The sequence below is a fragment of the Paenibacillus oleatilyticus genome (assembly GCF_018998565.1).
In the GTDB taxonomy this organism is placed as follows: domain Bacteria; phylum Bacillota; class Bacilli; order Paenibacillales; family NBRC-103111; genus Paenibacillus_G; species Paenibacillus_G oleatilyticus.
Map to the genome: position 1 here is coordinate 192,924 of NZ_JAHNZO010000003.1, position 17,373 is coordinate 210,296.

General features: G+C 59.1%; 11 protein-coding genes. 10 read left to right on the top strand and 1 reads right to left on the bottom strand.

The features are described from left to right. Positions 1-15: 15 nt before the first annotated feature. Positions 16-1,680: a PhoX family protein gene (locus KQX66_RS05730; RefSeq protein WP_216790804.1), complete on the bottom strand. Its 1,665-nt coding sequence runs from the start codon at positions 1,678-1,680 to the stop codon at positions 16-18. 144 nt (positions 1,681-1,824) lie between these two features. On the opposite strand from KQX66_RS05730, the gene KQX66_RS37270 reads away from it, so the two are divergent. From KQX66_RS37270 to KQX66_RS05775, 10 genes are all read left to right on the top strand, one after another. Beyond that, the gene (locus tag KQX66_RS37270; RefSeq protein ID WP_216790807.1) at positions 1,825-2,346 is read left to right on the top strand and encodes a GNAT family N-acetyltransferase; all 522 of its coding nucleotides are present in this window, start codon (positions 1,825-1,827) and stop codon (positions 2,344-2,346) included. 14 nt (positions 2,347-2,360) lie between these two features. Next, positions 2,361-2,660, top strand: coding sequence for a DUF6916 family protein (locus KQX66_RS38675; RefSeq protein WP_438804173.1), 300 nt, complete (start codon positions 2,361-2,363; stop codon positions 2,658-2,660). A 37-nt stretch (positions 2,661-2,697) separates the two neighbouring features. Continuing rightward, the gene (locus KQX66_RS05740; protein ID WP_216790809.1) at positions 2,698-3,216 is read left to right on the top strand and encodes a phage tail protein; all 519 of its coding nucleotides are present in this window, start codon (positions 2,698-2,700) and stop codon (positions 3,214-3,216) included. Positions 3,217-3,246: 30 nt separating this feature from the next. Beyond that, positions 3,247-3,744 (top strand): phage tail protein, encoded by a 498-nt coding sequence (locus KQX66_RS05745; RefSeq protein WP_216790811.1) that lies wholly within the window; start codon positions 3,247-3,249, stop codon positions 3,742-3,744. Between the two features lie 17 nt (positions 3,745-3,761). Beyond that, positions 3,762-4,286 (top strand): phage tail protein, encoded by a 525-nt coding sequence (locus KQX66_RS05750; RefSeq protein WP_216790814.1) that lies wholly within the window; start codon positions 3,762-3,764, stop codon positions 4,284-4,286. Between the two features lie 68 nt (positions 4,287-4,354). Beyond that, on the top strand, positions 4,355-10,498 hold the full coding sequence (locus KQX66_RS05755; RefSeq protein ID WP_216790817.1) for a putative Ig domain-containing protein: 6,144 nt from the start codon (positions 4,355-4,357) through the stop codon (positions 10,496-10,498). Positions 10,499-10,667: 169 nt separating this feature from the next. After that, positions 10,668-12,107 carry an SWIM zinc finger family protein gene (locus KQX66_RS05760; protein WP_216791086.1) on the top strand — a complete coding sequence of 480 codons (1,440 nt, stop codon included), beginning with the start codon at positions 10,668-10,670 and terminating at the stop codon, positions 12,105-12,107. A gap of 16 nt (positions 12,108-12,123) precedes the next feature. Continuing rightward, positions 12,124-13,923 (top strand): HEAT repeat domain-containing protein, encoded by a 1,800-nt coding sequence (locus KQX66_RS05765; RefSeq protein ID WP_216790820.1) that lies wholly within the window; start codon positions 12,124-12,126, stop codon positions 13,921-13,923. Next, a complete protein-coding gene (locus KQX66_RS05770) occupies positions 13,899-14,990 on the top strand; it encodes an ATP-binding protein (RefSeq protein ID WP_216790822.1) in 1,092 nt (363 codons plus the stop codon). The genes KQX66_RS05765 and KQX66_RS05770 overlap by 25 nt, the downstream gene beginning before the upstream one ends. Then, positions 14,969-17,371 (top strand): DUF5682 family protein, encoded by a 2,403-nt coding sequence (locus KQX66_RS05775; protein WP_216791089.1) that lies wholly within the window; start codon positions 14,969-14,971, stop codon positions 17,369-17,371. The genes KQX66_RS05770 and KQX66_RS05775 overlap by 22 nt, the downstream gene beginning before the upstream one ends. Positions 17,372-17,373: the final 2 nt, after the last annotated feature.

The following is a 17,373-nucleotide window of genomic DNA, read 5'->3' on the forward strand; positions in this document are numbered from 1 at the left end:
GGCTTGTTTTCCGTATCAAGCGAAACCGCTGATGGCGACGACGGACGGGCGAGGACCGGAATCCCCGGAGCGGTGGGGCCATAGGCTCGTCGGTCTGCCGGCCTGTGCCGTGGTTTGACCGGGGTGTGAGACGGACAGGAACAAGGTCCGCTCATCCGCCGTGAAGCAGGGGCCCGTCAAGGCCGCTTCCACGGGTGCGGAAGCAAAAAGCTGCGCCGCCACGGCGTCTTGACCGGCTGTGCGGACCACGTACAGCCCGTTGTTGCGGAACGGGGTGTACGCGCCTTGATTCAGCTTGTCCGCCGGGATCTCGGAGGCGACCCACAGGTTGCTCCGGTCGTCGAAGAGGAGCGTTCCCGGCGAGCTGTAGCCGCTACTGCGCCCGCCGTACGATACGATCTCGTAGTCGAACGCCGCGGCACCTGCATCTCCGTCCTGTTCCGCAAGCTGCGCCAGATGCCCGTGGATATTCCCGTGGCGTATATTATTCGGATAGGCGACGATCAGAGCACCGCTTTTGGCATGAACAGCCAATCCGGTCGGCCTGTCGGTTGGCGTCGCGCCCAAGATCAAGGCGGCGTCCTGGGCGTAGACGAGCGCATCGGCTTGCTCCTTGTACCGCTCGACGAGCACTTCCTTTATTTGATTGACGCCGAACGGCACTTGGAAGTCGTCGCGGTTCAACGCTTTCTTGACGGCTTCGATCGTCAGCGGAACCCATCGCCCGTTGACGAGGTCGGCCGCGTAAAGCGTGCCGTCGGTCAACAGGTCGGCATTTGCTTTTCCAGACGCAGCCTGGAACTTCCCGGAGCTGACAAATTTGTAAAGACACGAATCCGTGGTCGTATCTCCCATGTAGACGACCACGCGGCCGTCCTTGCTTAGCGTTACGGCCAGTTGGCCGTGATGGAACCGGCCGAGGGCGGTATGCTTCCGCAGCTTGAAATTGCCGTCGAACGGATCGGCTTCGATCACCCAGCCGTAATGCGAGAGCTCAAGCCCCGCGCTGCCGCAGGTGCTCTCGAAGTCTCCTTCGCAGGAAAGCACGGTGCCCCAAGGCGTGACGCTCCCCGCACCGTTCCCGAAGGTGCCCTGCACCAGCGCGGCTCCCTTCACGGCGTGCGTTCCCCGGGCCGGGCCGGAAAGCTCGACCCGGTCATAGCCCGTAATCCGCCGTCCGTACGCGGAGTCGGGTTTGATTTTCCACTTGCCTTCCCGATCGCGGTACGCTTCAACGATTGAGGCTCCTTGGTTGTACAATAGCGATTTGACCTGATCTGCGCCGAGGGGGCCGGGCTGCCGCTGACCCAGCGCGAGCAGCGGGTGGACAGAGGCGTGATTGACCCAGAGAAGCCCGTTCACCTGCTTGTCGTCGAACGGAAAGAAACGGGTAAACTCGTTATTGTAGCCGAACGTATCGCCCCTACCGTTAATCGGGTCTCCGAAGCTGACCAGAACGTCGTACCTGAAGCCTTTGGGGAGGACGAGCTCGTCGCCCGCTCCAGGTTCGATCGGTGCGAAAGCATCGGTTACTTTGCCGGTTTTCCGGTCGAACAGGAGATCACTTGCGGCGGCACTGCCGGTGAAAGCGCCCAAGCCTGTCGATGCAGCGGCAATCGTAACGGCTCCGGTGCCAAGGTACGCCAGAAACGTGCGTCGGGAAAGCGGTTTATTTTTCATTCGAAATCTCCTCTATTAGAGCATCAATTCGTTGTAGCCGAAAGGTAGGAAACTATGTATAATTTAATTGAACAATCTAGTAATTTATACCTAAAGTTTAAGATAGCATAAAATGCTGATTTGCGGAATACGGCGGCAGACGCAGTGGACGATTTTTTTGACGGCAATCAGGCCCGGAGGCAGGTGCAGAAGGTGTTACGGTTTTCCCGCGCTCAAGCGGAGGACGAGTCCTTTCTTTATGAAGTGTACGCAAGCAGCCGGATCGGGGAAGTCGGGGCATGGGGCTGGGGACCCGGGCAGATCGACCAGTTTCTCCGGATGCAGTACCGGTTTCAGCAAAAGGCGTACTCCGAGCAGTATCCGGAAGCCGCATGGAATATTGTTTGGCGTGGGCAAGAACGGGTCGGCCGCAGGATGACGGCCTGGCTGGAAGACCGGATCGTGCTGGTCGATGTGGCCCTGCTTCCCGCGTATCAACGGCAGGGGATCGGCACATCGCTGCTGCAATCGCTTCAACAGGAAGCGCAAAAAGCTGGCAAGCCGCTTTGGCTGAGCGTACAGGCTCATAACCCGGCCCGGCGTTTATACGAGCGGCTCGGGTTCCGTACACAGCAAGAAAACGGTTTGTATTGCGAGATGATCTGGCAGGCCAATACTCAATTCTAGATGTAGGTGATATTTTGCGACTGGATTGTTTTTCTTCCTTTCATAGTGTGCTGCACACCAGCTTTAAAGTGGAGCTGGATGAAAGCGACGCTGAATTGAGCTTGATCGAAGCCAAGGACACAGGCTCCACCCCGGATTACGAGCGGTTCTCATTACTATTCTCAGGCCCCCTAGAACCGTTTCTCCCACAGCAAATCTACTTGTTCAGACATCCACAGTTGGGCGAACTCCACCTGTTTACGGTGCCCGTAGGCAAAAATCCCGATGGTTTCTTGTACGAAGTTGTATTTAGCCGCCCGTTAGCGGCGGAATAGCATTCGCTATATCAATCGAAAAAGGAGCTGATTATGGATGGCAGAGCCATATATGGGCGAAATCCGGATGTTTGCCGGAAACTTTGCGCCTTTAGGTTGGGCGTTGTGCGACGGACGACTGTTGTCCATTGCAGAGTACGACACTCTCTTTATGTTGATTGGCACGACCTACGGCGGGGACGGACAAACGAACTTCGCATTGCCGGACTTGCGAGGACGGGTGCCGATTCATATGGGAAAAAATCCTGCAACAAGCAGCACTTATTCCTTGGGACAAAAGGACGGCGTCGAATCCGTAACGCTAATCGCGAATCAGATGCCCGCGCATACGCATGGCGTGATGGCTCAGTCGCAGCAGGGGACATCGAATTCGCCGGAAGGCGGATACTGGGCGAACTCCACGCTAACGCAGTTCGGCGGCGGAACGCCGGGCGGAACGATGAACCCCAACGCCTTAATGCCCTCCGGGGGAGGGCAACCGCATGACAATGTGATGCCTTTCACGACCATTTCGTTCATCATTTCCTTGCATGGAGGTTACCCTTCCCAGAACTAGTTCAGACGGATTGAAGAAGGAGGAGTCGGGGTGTCAGAACCTTATCTCGGACAAATTAAATTATTTGCGTTTAACTTTGCTCCGCGCGGATGGGCTCTATGCAATGGAGCCATTTTGCCGATCAATCAGAATCAGGCTTTGTATTCGCTGCTCGGCACGACCTACGGCGGGAACGGTGTGACCACTTTTGCACTCCCGGATTTGCGAGGACGGGTGCCGGTTCATCCAGGGAACGGCATCACCTTAGGACAAGCTGGGGGCGAGGAAGCGCATACGCTGACCGTAAACGAAATACCGGCACATACCCATCAGGCGTGGGGGAGCAATGACACAGCCTCGTCCAAAAGCCCCGTAAATAACGTCTGGGCCAAAACAGCTGTAAGCTCCTATCATACGCAAGCCGACAAACAGCTAAGTACGGGCGTTGTGGGGAGTGTGGGGCAAAATCAAGCTCACACGAACATGCAGCCCTATACGGTCTTGAATTTTTGCATTGCGATTGATGGCAGTTACCCAACCAGGGATTAGGAGGAAGGAGCAGGCCTATGGATAGTTTTTTAGGGGAGATTACGATGTTTGCGGGCAATTTTGCTCCTAAAGGCTGGGCTTTCTGCAACGGACAGCTTATCCCGATTGCGCAAAATACGCCGTTGTTTTCGATCCTCGGCACGCAGTATGGGGGAGACGGGAAAACGACGTTTGCCCTGCCCAATTTGCAGGGAGCGGCTCCGATGCATTGGGGGAACGGGCCGGGGTTAACGCCGCGGAATATCGGACAGTCGGGAGGCAGCCGGACGGTAACGCTATTGACATCGCAGCTTCCCGCGCATACGCATTTAGTCAACTCCGCTGCTATGGGTTCCGGAACTACGGTGGAAGGGATGTTGTGGGCGAAAACCCCGGGGCGTGTCGGGGGTGCGGCTTACGGTGGCTTTACAAATTCCGTTCCGATGCATCCGGGAGCGGTCCAATCGGCGGGGGGCTCCCAACCTCATAACAATATGCAGCCCTATCTTGCCATTCATTTTATTATTTGCCTTAATGGTATGTTTCCTCCTAGAGACAGCTAATACGCCGGCATCCGGAACGTTATTTGGTCGTTAAAAGGGAGAATCGGCGAGACGAAGGAAGGGTATGAATGAGAATAAACGCCTTGGTTGATCATGCCGAAGCGAGGCAAACTGCTGGCTTCGTACGGACGCTTGCTGTTTTTGGCGGTGCGGCGGTTTTATTGTTGCTTTTGTCCATGTTTGCAGCTTCCTCGGCTTTCGCAGCTACGATAACCGTGGACACGATAGCCGATATACCGGGAAACTGCTCGGTAGCGGGCCAATGCTCGCTGCGGGCGGCGGTGAATCAAAGCAACGGCTCGGGCGGATCAAATACGATCCAAATCCCGGCCGGGACTTACGTGCTGAATTCGGGAGAATTGGCAATTCGAAGCAACGTGGCGATCATCGGAGCGGGAGGAGACCCCAACGGGAATCCAGCGGACACGGTGATCAAGCAGACGGCGGCGACAGGGAATCGGGTATTCAATCTGAATCCGGATTCGGATACCGGCTATAGCATCTCGTTGAAGGCGCTGACGGTCAGCGGCGGACAGCTTGGGGCCGGCGAGCTGTACGGAGGCGGAGGAATTCTCGGTTACACAGGCGGCCAAGGCACGGTAACGATCGAGAACTGCGTCGTCACCGGCAACTCCGTATCAGCCCCCGGCCATTGGGGCGGCGGCATGAATATCGCCGGACTGCCCGGAGGCAAGGTCGTTCTTCGAAACACGGTCGTTCAAGGAAACACCGCTGTGGAACGGGGAGGCGGCGTGCATTTTGAGGGCGACATGAACATCGATGTACTAAGCTCCATTATCGACGGAAATATCGCTTCGAACGGCTTGGGGGGCGGAATGACTGTTTTTCCCGCTTCGGCAGGGGGGCAGATCCGGATTGACGGGACAACCATCTCCCGCAACCAAGCCAACGGAACGATCGATCCTCAGGCAGGCGGTGGTGGACTTTACCTCAGCGCACCGTCCTCGATAACGAATACGACGATCAGCGGCAATACGGCCAAGGGGAAAGGCGGCGGCTTGTATGTCGCTTCGAAAGGAAACATTACGCTGACGCACGCCACTTTGTTCAGCAATAACGCCGATCAGGGGGGCGGCGGGCTGTATGTGCAGGATGGCAATCCGAAGCTGCAAAACACGCTTGCCGCCGGGAATAGCAAGGCAGGGAGCGCTGCGAGCGATCTGGAAGCGCGGACCGGTCAAAACGTCGTTGCGGGAATCGACGCCACGAGCAGCTACAACCTGATCGGACTGGGGGGCAACGCGCTTATCCAAGAAGGGAACGGAAATCTGCTGGGTGTTGCCGACCCGGGTGTGCTTCCTTTGGGCGCCAACGGCGGCCTAGGCGAAACGAACGCTTTGAAGGGAAGCAGTCCCGCGATCGGCAAAGGAAGCAATGCTTTGGCAGCGGCGTTCGACCAGCGCGGCTTTCCGCGGAAAAAGAACGTCGCCGTCGATATCGGCGCTTATGAAGGACTGCCGGATGCCGCGATCGGCGTGAATGGCACCTATGATGTGATCCTTCCGTGGGACGAAACGAAGCTTTCCGGGCTGACGGCCAGCTCCTCCAATCAAACGGTGGTTCCGAACGGAAACGTCGTCATCACAGGCAGCGGGGCCACACGCACATTGACCGTTTCGCCGACGGCCGGCGGTACAGCCGACATTCAGGTGACCGCCAACAGCTCGGTTTCGGGAATGCCCCGCAGTGTAAGCACTTCGTTCAAGCTGACGGTTACGGGCCCGCCGGATCTTTCCATCAGCAAGACGCACACCGGCGACTTTACGCAGGGGCAGACCGGGGCGGTTTATACGATTGCGGTCGAAAACGGCGGGGGCGGCGATACAAGCGGTACCGTAACGGTAAAAGATACGCTGCCCGCCGGATTGACGGCCGCCCAGCTGGGGGGAACGGGCTGGACTTGCGATACGGGAACGCTTGTCTGCACGCGAACCGACGCATTGGCGGCAGGAGCGAGCTATCCGGACATTACGTTGAAGGTGAATGTGGTGGCGAACGCGCCTGCAAGCGTCACGAACACGGCCGAAGTTTCGGGCGGCGGAGATGCAAATGCGGCGAATAACACGGCCAGCGATCCGACGAATATTATTCAATTGCCCGATCTGACGATTGAAAAATCCCATACGGGGAACTTCAAGCAAGGGCAAACGGGGGCCGCGTATACGATCATCGTCCGCAATGCCGGAACGGGCACGACAAGCGGTACGGTAACGGTGGCGGACACGCTGCCTGTGGGGATGACCGTTACGGGATTCGCGGGAGTGGGCTGGGCTTGCGATGCGGGCATGGTTACCTGCAGCAGATCGGACGCGCTTGCTTCCGGGGACAGCTATCCGCCGATCACTTTGACGGTGGACGTTGCGGCCAATGCGGCTGCGCTGCTTACGAATAAGGTTAACGTCTCGGGCGGCGGCGACGTCAATAACGCCAATAATACGGCAAGCGATCCGACGACGATCATTCCCGTGGCCGACTTGACGATTGCGAAGTCCCATACGGGCAGCTTTACGCAGGGGCAGGCCTCGGCCGTATATACGATAACGGTGACAAATAGCGGACAAGGTACAACGGACGGCTCTGCTGTAACCGTAACGGACACCCTGCCGGCCGGGCTCACGTTGAAGGGCCTTGGCGGCAACGGCTGGAGCTGCGATTCCGGGACGTTAAGCTGTACCCGATCCGATGCGCTGGCAGGGGGGAACGCCTATCCTCCGCTCACCGTGACGGTATCGGTAGACCAAGATGCACCTGCGGGTGTAACGAACTCAGCAGTCGTTTCCGGCGGCGGCGAGATCCATACGGGCAATAATTCGGCCAGCGATGCGACTGCTATTCATCCGAAGCCGCAAATCGCCACTTCGAGCTTGCCGCAAGGGACGGTTGGCGTCGCCTATTCGCAAGCGCTGACGGCGACAGGCGGTGATGGGATGTATGTGTGGGCCGTGACCGGCGGTGCTCTGCCCGCGGGTGTAACGTTCGATGCCGCGACGGCGAAGCTCAGCGGCACACCCACGATGGCGAACAGCCATAGCTTTACCGTACAGCTTACGGACGGCAACGGCGTAACGGCGACGAAGGAGCTCACGATTCAGGTGAACCCGGTGCTTGAGGTGTCCACAACCAGCGTACCGCATGGAGCTGTCGGAGCGGCTTATACGGCCTCGCTTGCGGCAGCGGGCGGCAACGGCGTCTACGCTTGGAGTATTGCCGCCGGTACGGTGCCAGGCGGACTGACGCTTGCGGCGGACGGGACCTTGAGCGGCACGCCCGCGAGCGAAGGGACATTCTCTTTCGTGGTTCTTGTGACGGACGGCAACTCGATGACGGCGTCAAGAGCGCTGACGCTTCAGATTCATCCGCAGCTTGTCATTCATGCGCCGGTTCTGCCGGAAGGCACCGTGGGCACCGCCTACCTGCAGCAGACGCTCAGCGCAAGCGGCGGGAACGGGACGTACACGTGGTCGGTCGCAAGCGGCTCGCTTCCGGCAGGCATGATGTTCGATCCGGCGACGGCTGCGCTCGGCGGGACGCCGGCGGCGGACGGTACGTACAGCTTCACGGTCCAGGTTGCGGATGGCAATGGTGTGAAGGCGACAAAGGCTGTCACACTGCTAATCCGCGCGGCATTAACGGTCCAAACGCCGGAGCTGCCCGAAGGAACGGTTGGCATAGCTTATGCCAACCAAGAGTTTTCCGCAGCCGGCGGCAGCGGGACCTACACGTGGTCAGTCAGCGGTACACTGCCTGCGGGCCTGACGTTTGCCGTTGACCCGCTCGATCCGAAGAAAGCTTTCGTTCAAGGGAAGCCGACGGCGGCAGGAGCTTATGAGTTTCAGATTCAAGTGAAGGACAGCAACGGAGTCACCGTCGTGAAGGACCTTAGCATCCAAGTGAATCCGGAGCTGACCTTCACGGCGGCGCCTCTGCCGGAAGGCACCGTAGGCTTGACCTACGCAGGCGGAACCTTAAGTGCGGCGGGCGGCAGCGGCACCTACCGCTGGAGTGTCGAAGACGGCCGTCTGCCGGACGGTCTGACACTGAATGCTTCCCGGGGAACGATAGACGGAACGCCGAAGGAATCCGCTGTCTACACGGTGACGATTCAAGTGAAGGATGGCAACGGCATAGCCGTATCCAAGGTTCTGACGCTGAAAATCCATCCTCCGGTTTTGCTGGGAATCGCTTTTGAGGCATCGGAGTATGCGGTTTTGACAGGGGAAACCCGGGATACCGTTGTGAAGGCCACTTACTCGGACAGCAAGGTTGTCAGATTAACTGCCGGCGTTGTGTATACGATCAAGGATACGTCTGTGGCCGTGGTCAACTCATCCGGTCAGCTCACCGGGATAAAAAGCGGAAGCACCGTACTGGCGGCCACGTATGGCGGTATCAAGGCCGAAACGTCCATCCTCGTCAACAAAAGCATCACGGGCCTCGCCTTCGACCGTCCTTCTTACAGCCTGAAGGTCGGAGAGCAGGCCAATACGGTCGTCAGCGCAACGTACGGAGGCGGACGAATCGTCCTGTCGAACGGAGTGATTTACTCCGTCAAGGACGCCGCTATCGCGGAAGTCGATCTGCACGGAGTGGTTACTGGCAAAAAGGCAGGAACAACCGTGGTGAGCGCAACGTACGGCGAGGATACGGTTCAGGCGACGATTGTCGTCAACCTTGAGGTTACCCTTACCGGCATCCGCTTTACGCCGGATACGTACGAGCTGAAAACGGGCCAAACCGTTCCGAGCGTACTCATAGCGGATTTCTCGGATAAGAGCACGACGCCAATCGGCCGCGGGGCTGTCTACACATTCCAAACCGAGGGGATTGCCCGGATCAACGAGGAAGGACTCGTGACCGCGCTGCAGCCGGGAACGACGGTCCTGACCGCGACTTACGGCGGACGCTCGGCGACCGCGGTTATCCGCGTGAGCGCTCGGAGCGACGGCGGCAGCGGCGGTGATAGTGACAGCGGTTCGTCTCCGTCCACCGGAACCGGTCCGGCTCCAATGCCGACCCCCGGGGGGATTACGGTAAATCTCAGACTAAGCAACGGCTCGAAAGAAACCATTAACGTATCTCAGGACGACATCCGAACCGGTTTTGTCCGGGTTACGGCTTCCGATTCCTCTGCTTACGTGGAGCTGCCATCGGCTACCATTGCGAAGCTGCTGGCGATGAATCCGGAGCTGTCGATCTTGTTCCAGACGGCCGGCGGGTTGATTGAGCTGCCACTGGCGCAGATCGACCCGCAGACGCTGGCGAAGCTGCTCGGACTGCCGGCCGACGATTTCCACGTTAACGTCGGAATCCGCACGCCCGATGCTCAAGAGCGCGAGCAGCTCGGCGAGGCGCTTCGCCGCATGGGCGGCAAGGAGCTCGCAGCGCCGGCCGATTTCTACGTTCGCATCACGGACAACAAGGGCAACGAAGTGAAGCAAAACGTCTTCACCAGCTATATCGTCCGCACGCTCCCGTTAAACGGACAAGCGAATGCGGCGACCGCCACCGGCGTATGGTGGGACCCCGAAGCGCGCGAATACCGGTTTGTTCCGACCGTGTTTGAAACCTGGGACGGAAAGCCCGTTGCCAAGCTGAAACGACAAGGCTTCAGCGTGTATACGGTGCTCGACCGCTCCGTTTCGTTCGGCGATCTGCAGGGACATTGGGCGAAAGCGACAATCGAATCGCTGGCGTCCAAGCTGATCGTGCAGGGGCGAAAAGCTGACGCGTACGAGCCGGAGGGCCGCGTTACCCGGGCGGAATGGGCCGCTCTGCTGGTTCGCTCGCTGGGGCTTAACGTCTCGCAAGAGAAGGCGCCGTTCGGCGATGTAAAAGATGGCGATTGGTTCGCCGCAGCGGTCGGCGCCGCACATAGAGTGAAGCTGATTGACGGGTACGAAGACGGCACCTTCCGTCCGAATCAAACCGTCACCCGGGAAGAACTGGCGGCCATGACGACGCGTGCGATCAAGTACGTCGGGGCCAAGCCCGCGGACATCCGCAGCGACAGCGAATCGTTCCACGATTCCGCCAACATTTCCGGATGGGCCGACGGCGCGGTACGTCAGGCGGTCAAAGCCGGAATTATCGAGGGCGACGACCAAGGCCGCTTCCGGCCGTCCGATTCGGCTTCCCGGGCCGAGGCGGCGACCATGCTGTACCGGCTGCTCAAAGCCATCTCGTTTATCTAGCAACTGAAGATCGACCAAGTCCGTTTGGAGCGGGCTTGGTCTTTTTTGCCTGCCGGCCATCGTCATCGGAGAAGGAATGTTATTTTTTTACCATTTAAAAAAAGGAAAAAGGCTCCTGCACGTGGAAAAAGGCTAAGATCACCTTATTTTTACCAAGGAGCATGCGATGATAGCTACGATGACAGAAGCTTATGTGGATTCCGTTGCATTAAATGCCGCCGCGATCAAGAACGGCAGGGATCTCGTCAAGAAAAACAGCTTCCCGAAGCTGTGCCGGTCAGAGGACGACACGCTTATTTTCGGGGAATGCAAAGGAAGCGGCAAAGAGCCATACCGGTGCTCCGTCGATTTCGTCAAGCCGGACAGCCCCGTATTTCGCTGCAGCTGCCCGAGCCGGCAATTTCCATGCAAGCATATTTTAGGCTTGATGTACGCCTACGTTCTCGGTAAAGAATTCCAAGTGGATGCGGTTCCTCAGGACATCGCGGACAAACGGGACAAGGCGGAGAAACGGGAAGAGAAGAAGAAGGAAACGGCTGCCGCCGGAGAAGAAACGGCCGTCAAGCGAAAGCCGAACAAATCGGCCTTGGCCAAGAAACGGGCCGCCCAGCTCGAAGGCATCGGTTTATTGGAAAAGCTGGTTCAACAGATCGTGCAGAACGGGCTGGCAGGTCTCGATGCGAAAACGGCCAAGATGATGGAAGACCAAGCGAAGCAGCTTGGAAACTACTATATTCCCGGCGTTCAGGCGGCGTTTCGCGAGCTGCTCTTTATATTGCGTACGTCCGAAGACCGTGAGCGCGTGTACACGGAAGCGATGGACCGCTTAACGGTGTTGCAGTCTTTGATTAAGAAAAGCCGGGACTATTTAACGGAAAGACAGCGAAATCCTGAGCTTCCGCCGGATACGGAAAGCGGCTTGGAAGAACGGCTTGGGCATGCCTGGCAGCTGGCCGAGCTGCGCGAGCACGGATTAGCCCGGCATCAGGCAGAGTTGGCGCAACTCACGTTCCGTTCGTATACCGATGAGGCGAGAGGCGAGTACGTCGATGAGGGCTTTTGGATGGAGCTGCAGAGTGGCGACATTTTTGCGGTGCGCAGCTACAGACCGTTCCGGGCGGCGAAGCATCTGAAGGAAGAGGATTCGTTCTTCTCGGTCGTGGCCGCGAAGGAGCTGCTCGTTTACCCGGGAGACTTGAATCCGCGAGCGCGCTGGGAGGACATGACGGTCCGCGATATGAAGCCGGAGGACTACGGGACGATCCGAAGCCATGCCCGGCGTTCATATGTTGAGGCGGTCAAGACGGTCAAAAATCAATTGAAAAACCCGCTGTCCGATAAACATCCGGTGATGCTGCTTCACTACGCCAAACTTGGCCGGATCGGGGAGGACTACGTGCTGGAGGACGAGCAGGGCAAACGGATCGTTCTCGGCGATATTCCCGCGCTGGGCCAGTCGAGCACGCAGCTGCTGCCGCTGCTCAAGCACGGCGATATGCAGGACCAAGCCATGCTGGTCATGTTCGAGCATGATTTTGCCGATGGAAGGCTGCTGGCTCAGCCGCTCGCTCTCGTGACGTCAAGCGAAATCGTCAGATTTATTTACTAAAACAAGGAGAGAATCCATGAGCTTACAGGTGCTTACCGATCTGCATCAAGAAGTGCGCCGGTTGTTTATCGCCGGCAGTTCCGTCGCCGCGGGCGACCTGCGGCTAACCCGGCTGCTGCCTCAGCTGCGCAAGCTCGGAGAGAACGCGCCGGTGTTCAACCGGCTGGCCGATAGCGTACAGCTCGTCACGGAAGCAAAGCCCGAGCAGGCCTCCGCCAAACTGCTGGAGCTTGGCACCCTGCTGCACTCCATTCTGTATACCCAAGGACGGACCGAGGCGCAGGGGACGCTGGAAGAGGTTCAAGTGACGGATACGCGCGGCGTAACAGCTATCCCGTACCGGAAAATGAGGTCTCTCATCGATGCGTTAACGGAACGCGGGCCCGGCCGCTTGGAAGTGATCCGCCAAGGGTACGAAGACTCGTTGTTTCAAGATTTCCGGACGCATATGCCTGCGGTCGCCGCTTTGGAAGACGGGTATGCGGAAATTGCTGAGTTTATGTACGATAAAGTTGTTCCGTCGATCGGACCGGCGGTCGTACCGATACTACATCGGCAGTTGAACCTTCAGGGAGGCAAAGGAGACGCGCGCAAGCTGTATTTGATCCATCATCTGCAGGGTCCGGTGAATGCCGAGCTGATCCTGCGGGCGGCCGGCGAAGGCGCGGCCGAAGTCCGCATCGCGGCCGTGGACATTCTCGGGGACTACCCCGAGCTGGAAGACGTCGTGCTGGAGCAGTCGTATGAGAGGAGAAAAGAAGTACGGCGGGCCGCTTTGTCAGCTTTATCCAGACTGGGGACCGGGCGGGCGGCCGACCGGTTGTTCGAAGCGCTGACGGGCAAGGACCGCGAGCTTGCGGTGGAACCGATCCAAGCTTCTCTTCATCCTGCGTTGACCCAGCGGATACTGGACCAAGCGGAAGCGTGGCTGAATGCTTTTGACGGCAGCGCCGTGAAGACGGAAGCCGTGGAACAGCTGTCGGCGGCGGTGCAATGCCTGAAAGGAAAGAACGACGAGACGGTCCGCGTCTTTTTGGAAAAGCTGCTGTCTTCGCCTGCTTTTATGGTCAAGGAAACGTTGACCGTGCAGGAATATGCGGCAGAGCTTCTGCTTGACATGCAGCGGCCGGAAGGCTACCGGTTTGTGGAATCGCTGTACCGGCAGTGGGGCGGAAAGCACATTTCGTACAGCTTTCAAGCGGCGCTTCGCTGCTTGTCTCCGGAGGAGGTTTATGACCAGTTCGCCCCTTTGGTTCGGAACAAGCAGCAGGCCCAGGCCAAAGAGCTGCTGCGCACGCTGTACGAGTTGACCGAGCGGCTGGCTCTGACCGTGTATCGCGAGGCGGAGGAGTCGTCCGCGATTTCGTGGGACCCCCGCTGGGTGCATTTGTTCGTGGACATCAACGAAGAAGAGCTGGTATGCCGGTTCGTTCAGGAGCGGGACACGAAAGTCGCCGACTACTTGCTGAAAAAGGTGCAGGTGGCGCCGCAACAGATGAAGCCGAGAACGATTTCGCTGTTCTTTGCCTTGTTCAAGATTGGGCATGAAGAAACCTCGGAGCTGCTGATGCAGGCGCTCGAAGCCTCGGGAGGCAGACAGTTTTATTATTTGGACCGGGACAAATTGACGTTGATGTCGCTGCTTCCCGGCAGCTATGCCGAAAGGCTGGAGAAGTTCGCGGACCTGCTGTCCTACGAAAGCGTGAAGCAGCAGGTGCTTGAAGTGGCAGAGCGGCTTAAAACGAAAACGAGCGATGAAGCGGAAATGGGTAAAGGAGCGGGATGGATCGAATGGATCAAAAGCAAAATGTATTGAGGCTGCCTGCGGAGCGGCTGTACGCCCAGGAATTGGAAGCGTTGAAGGAAGCGGATCAAGACCCGAAGCCGGCGGGCTGGCAGCTGTCGCCGCGCTCCGTGCTTACGTTTATTACCGGGGGCCAGGCGGGGGGCGTGAACATCACGCCTAAATATATCGGCAACACGCGGCTGGTGGAGATTGCCGTCGCGACGCTGCTGACGGACCGGGCGTTGCTGCTGATCGGGGAGCCGGGAACGGCAAAATCGTGGCTGTCCGAGAACTTGACGGCCGCGATTCACGGCGACTCGTCTAAGGTAATTCAGGGAACGGCCGGAACGAGCGAGGAGCATGTCCGGTATTCGTGGAACTATGCGATGCTGCTGGCGCACGGCCCGTCGGACGAAGCGCTGATCAAGAGCCCGATTTATCGGGCGATGGAGGGCGGCGGCATTGCCCGTTTTGAAGAAATTTCCCGCTGCGCCTCCGAGGTGCAGGATGCGCTGATTTCCATTTTGTCGGAAAAAACGATCTCCATCCCCGAGCTGGGACGCGAAGTATCGGCGGCCAGAGGCTTCTCGATCATCGCAACGGCGAACACGCGGGACCGGGGCGTCAACGAAATGTCCGCCGCGCTCAAGCGCCGGTTCAACATTCTCGTACTGCCGTCGCCATCCGGTCTGGAAACGGAAGTCGAGATCGTGCGCAAACGCGTCGGCGAAATTGCCGCCAACTACGAGCTGCAGGCGGCATTGCCGGAGGAAGAGGCGGTGCGCAAGATCGTTACTATTTTCCGGGAGCTGCGCGCCGGGGTAACGCTCGACAGCAAGGAGAAGCTGAAATCGCCGAGCGGCGTCATCTCGACGGCGGAAGCGATCTCGCTTTTGACGAACAGCATGGCGCTGGCCGCCAGCTTCGGAAGCGGACGAATCCAAGAGGAGGATTTGGCTGCCGCTCTGCAAGGCGCGATTGTGAAGGATGAGGAGAAGGACCGTATTGCCTGGAAAGAATACTTGGAAAATGTGATGAAAAAGCGGGGATCGGAATGGCGGAGTCTGTACAACGCATGCCGGGAGATGAACGATTGAGCAGTGGTGACGGGAGAGTCCATGTGTTCGGCATCCGCCATTTGTCGCCGGCGGGCGCTTATCATCTGCGAGCGTTTCTGGACGAAATCCGGCCGCAGGTCGTGCTGGTGGAAGGGCCTTCGGACGCGGGGGATTTGATCGGGCAGATCGCTTCCCGCGGCGTCGTTCCGCCCGTTGCGATTCTTGCTTATACCGATCAGCTTCCGGTCCGTACGCTGGTATTCCCTTTGGCTTCGTATTCCCCCGAATACCAGGCGTTTCTATGGGCGGCGGAAAACGGGGTCCGCGCCGAGTTCATCGATCTTCCTTCCGATGCGGCGGTGACGCTGCAAGCGGCAAGACGTGCTAGCGCGGGTCTGGAGGAAGCGGACCCGGAGGATGCGCGCGCGGATCACTTCGATGGCGAGGGCGGTCAAACGGGCCGACAGGATGCGCTGGCCGAACGGAGAGCCTTTTACCGGCGGCAGAACGAGCTGTACGAGCAGGTTGCCGAACTGGCCGGGGAGACGGATTACGATAGCTACTGGGAGCGGTATTTCGAGCATAGCCCGAGCAAGGAAGCGTATCGTCACGCGATCGAACGGTTCTCCGCGGAAATGCGCGAACTGCTGGAGCGGGAAGAACGGGCGCATGACCCGCGGGAAGCGTCCTACAACGCGGTGCGTGAAGCTTACATGCGACGGCAGATCCGGCAAGCGCTGGATGCCTCCGGACCGTCAGACCGCATCGTGGTCGTGACCGGGGCGCATCACGTTTCGGCGATGGACTTGGCGCTGCCTGCGATGTCGGACGAGGAGCTCCGCACGCTGCCTCGTTCGTCCACCAAGCTGACGCTGATGCCTTATTCGTACTACAAGCTGTCCGTTCAATCCGGCTATGGCGCGGGCAATCAGGCCCCGGCTTATTTCGAGCGGCTTTGGGATTGCTTGAACCGGCAGGACGCATCGAGGCTGCCGTCGCTTTACTTGTCGCAAGTGGCCACGTCCTTGAGGGAGAGCGGGACGCATCGTTCCACCGCCTCCGTCATCGAGGGGGTACGGCTGGCCGAATCGCTCGCCTCGCTGCGCGGGGGCAGCATGCCGACCTGGGGGGATTTGCGGGATGCGGCCGTCGTCTCCCTCGGGTTCGGGGACCTGGCTTCGGTGGCCGAGGCGCTGGCCCGCGCGGATATCGGCACGGCGATCGGCGCGTTGCCCGAAGGGGTCAGCCAGACGCCGATTCAAGACGATCTGAACCGGCATCTGAAGCGTCTGAAGCTGGAAAAGTATAAATCCGCCGTGGCTGCCGATCTGGAGCTGGATTTGCGTGAGAACCGGCGGGTCAAGAGCGAAGAGGCGGCGTTTCTCGATTTGCACCGGTCCGTCTTTCTACACCGGCTTGCCCTGCTCGGCATCGATTTTGCGCGGCAGCAGCAGGTTCGGCAGGACACGGCGACCTGGGCGGAGCACTGGGTGCTCCAGTGGAGCCCCGAGGCGGAGATTCAAGCGGTGGAATCGACGCTCAAAGGGGAAACGGTGGAGCTTGCCGCCGCGTTTGTGCTGCACGAGCGGCTCGAAGGCTGCGCGGATCTCGCGGAGGCTTCCCGGATTATCCGTCTGGCCTGCCAGTGCGGACTCCCCGAGGCGATGGAAGAAGCGAGGCTCACGCTGCAGCGGCTGGCTGTCGATGCCGGAGATTTCGCGCAGATCGCCGCTGCTGCCAACGAGTTGTCGGTATTGATCCGCTACGGGGACATTCGCAAGGTGGATACCTCGTCGTTCGTGCCGCTGCTGCAGCAGTTGTTTTTGCGGGGGACGCTGCTCCTCGTGGACGCAGCCGTATGCAGCGATGAGGCGGCAGGCGCCATGATCACCGGCATGAACGAGATGCACCGCATCTCGCAGGAGCACCTGGAAGAGGTGGACGACGAGCGGTGGCTTGCCGAGCTGTGGGCGCTGGCTTCCCGGGACGACCGGAACGCGAAGCTGTCCGGGTTTGCTTTTGCCATATTGCTGGAGCGGAATTTGATCTCCCCCGACCAGTGCGCGCAGGAAGTATCGCGGCGGCTGTCGCCGGGAATTCCGGCGGAGCTGGGCGCGGGCTGGTTCGAAGGCGTGTCGATGCGAAACCGCTATGCGCTGCTATCGCGCTCGGGGCTGTGGCAGCAGCTCGACGAATATATCGCGTCCTTGGAGGACGAGGCGTTCCTGCGTTCGCTGGTCTTTTTGCGCAGGGCATTCGGCTCGTTCGAGCCGAGGGAGAAAGCGTCGATTGCGGAAACGTTGGGCGTGCTGTGGGGCCTCGACGGGCAGGGGGCTGCGGAGCAGCTGCAGGAGCCGCTAAGCGAAGACGAAAGAGGGAAGCTGGATGAACTTAACGATTTTGATTTCGGAGATTTGTAGAC